Origin of the sequence: Vibrio sp. V08_P9A1T1 (genome assembly GCF_963874405.1) — a bacterium.
In the GTDB taxonomy this organism is placed as follows: domain Bacteria; phylum Pseudomonadota; class Gammaproteobacteria; order Enterobacterales; family Vibrionaceae; genus Vibrio; species Vibrio anguillarum.
Window position 1 is genome coordinate 1 of sequence record NZ_CAWNIB010000218.1, and the last position, 2,512, is coordinate 2,512.

Here is a 2,512-nt window from a genome sequence, read left to right on the forward strand (position 1 = left end):
CGTTTACTGCGCGCTACAGGATGGACTTAAATATTGATATATTTCTCACTTCAAAAGAAATAATAACTTGCCTCAGATCAAGAAAAAATCGTTTGGCATGATGCTGAAACTAAAACAAAGTTGAAAGATTAAAAAATTATTGAATAATGAGGGTCACGTAAACCAAGAAGTTGTATACTTCAACACTTAGTCTAAAACAGGAAACTTACCCCATGTCGAACTCGTTTGTTTTGGTTATTAACTCTGGCAGCTCATCACTGAAGTTTGCGGTGATTGATTCAAATACGGGGGATGCCGTACTGAGTGGTCTAGGTGAATGCTTTGGGCTTGATGATGCCCGTATGAGCTGGAAGTTTAACGGAGAAAAAGCCAATTGTGCGATTCAAGGTGAAGCGAATCACCACCTGTTGGCGGTTGCAAAACTGGTTGAGCTTGTGAAAAGCTACGGCTTGATTGATGACGTCGTTGCAATTGGACACCGCGTAGTACATGGTGGCGAGAAGTTTACTAAGACCGTTAAGTTAGACGAAAAAATCGTCAACGAAGTTGAAGCGCTTAGTGATTTAGCACCGCTACACAATAAAGCACACGCGATTGGTATGCGCGCGGCAATGCTAGCGTTTCCTGAGTTACCGCAGTTTGCTGTTTTTGATACCGCTTTCCACCAAACCATGCCAGCAAAAGCCTACACAGGTGCGATTGCAAAAGAGCTATACACTGAGTTTGGTATTCGCCGCTATGGTTTCCACGGAACCAGCCATTATTTTGTGAGCCGTGAAGCGGCAAAAATGATCAACAAGCCAGTTGAAGAAAGCAGCTTTATTTCTGTTCACCTTGGTAATGGTGCGTCAGTGTGCGCAATTAAAGATGGTCAGAGTGTCGATACCAGTATGGGTTTTACACCGCTTTCCGGTTTGATGATGGGCACTCGCTGTGGTGACCTTGACCCAGGCATCATTGAATTTCTATTGAAGAAGGGGTGGACACAAGAACAAGTGTTTAATTCATTGAACAAAGCCTCTGGTTTCTTGGGTGTTTCTGGTTTAACCAGCGATGCACGTGGCATTCTAGAAGCCATGGAGCAAGGTCATGAAGGCGCTACATTGGCCTTCCAAGTCTTCACCTACCGTGTGGCGAAATACATCGCATCATACCTTGCAGCGCTTGATTCGCTCGACGGTATTATTTTTACCGGTGGTATTGGCGAAAACGCATTGCCTATTCGTCGTGAAATTCTACGCAACCTGAAAATTCTTGGTTTTGTGGAAGATGAGCAAGGTAACGAGCAAGCTCGATTCGGTAATGCTGGCATTATCGCAAAATCAGACATGCTAAATGCAGTAGCGCTTGTGGTACCAACTAACGAAGAATTCGTGATCGCTCAACAGTCGGTTGAGTTGCTATAATTACATTTAAAATCAAATAGATAAAAGCGAGCTTAGTGCTCGCTTTTTTTGTACTCATATGTTGGATAGACCATCGCTAAGGATGTGCATGGCGGCACTCCCATGGCTTACTAAATTGCCTTCTACAATTCATTTTGTGCCCTCAAATCAACAAGGTTCGTGTTGACTTGTTTATACCCCATTCCTTTTCAGGATCCGTCTAATTAATTTTTACCTAAGTCAAACACTGTAATACTTAAAGTAATGCGTTCAACTCTCATACGACAGAGCCGAACCGCATTGCCTTTATTTTTTCACTTCTTTCTCATTTATTTGCGTTTGACTAAGCCAAAATGCTTCTTACCGCGCTTAATCAACCAGTATTGATCAAACAATGGGAAACCTAGCAGTGAATTATCTGGTGTTATTTTTTCACCATTTACACTAATCGCATTGTCTTCAATTAGCTCTCTGGCGATGCGTTTTGATTTCGCTAACCCTGATTCGACCAACAATTCTACAATGTCTTGTTGAGTGCTTTCGATGCTTGGAATACCATCTAGCTCTAATTGTTTGAGTTCACTATAACTCAGCTTCTCAAGGCTATTTGCGAATAATGCTTGTGTAATACGCTCTGCGCTGAGTAGCCCTGATTCACCATGAACAAAACGAGTCATATTCTGCGCCAGAATCTTTTGTGCCTCGGGTTTACCGTTGCTTGACTTATCCTGCCATTCTATCTGATCGATTTCTTCACAGGTTAAAAATGTGTAGTATCGAAGAAGGTTATAAACATCGGTATCCTCAGTGGATAACCAAAACTGATAAAACATATACGGTGATGTTTTTTCAGGGTCAAGCCAAACGGCTCCTCCTTCTGTTTTACCAAATTTAGTACCGTCAGATTTCGTTATCAAAGGTAGGGTCAAACCAAACACTTGTTCTCCATTCTGACGACGTGTTAAATCAATACCGCTGACAATATTTCCCCATTGGTCATTACCACCAATTTGTAAGCAACAACCATGGTTTCGATTAAGCACCGAAAAATCATAGGACTGGAGTAAACTATAACTAAATTCTGTAAATGAAATGCCCTGTTCAGGCCTTTGCAATCGTTGTTTTAC

Annotated in this window: 2 protein-coding genes; one reads left to right on the forward strand and one right to left on the reverse strand. The window is 41.9% G+C overall.

Annotation, left to right across the window (positions count from 1 at the left end; translation table 11 throughout):
• Positions 1 to 212: 212 nt before the first annotated feature.
• Positions 213 to 1,406, forward strand: a complete 1,194-nt coding sequence (locus tag AACT21_RS08830) for an acetate/propionate family kinase (RefSeq protein ID WP_026028183.1) — start codon at positions 213 to 215, stop codon at positions 1,404 to 1,406.
• A gap of 308 nt (positions 1,407 to 1,714) precedes the next feature.
• Here AACT21_RS08830 and tyrS read toward each other — a convergent pair.
• A partial coding sequence (gene tyrS, locus AACT21_RS08835) for a tyrosine--tRNA ligase (protein ID WP_094164448.1) occupies positions 1,715 to 2,512 on the reverse strand: 798 nt, incomplete at its 5' end.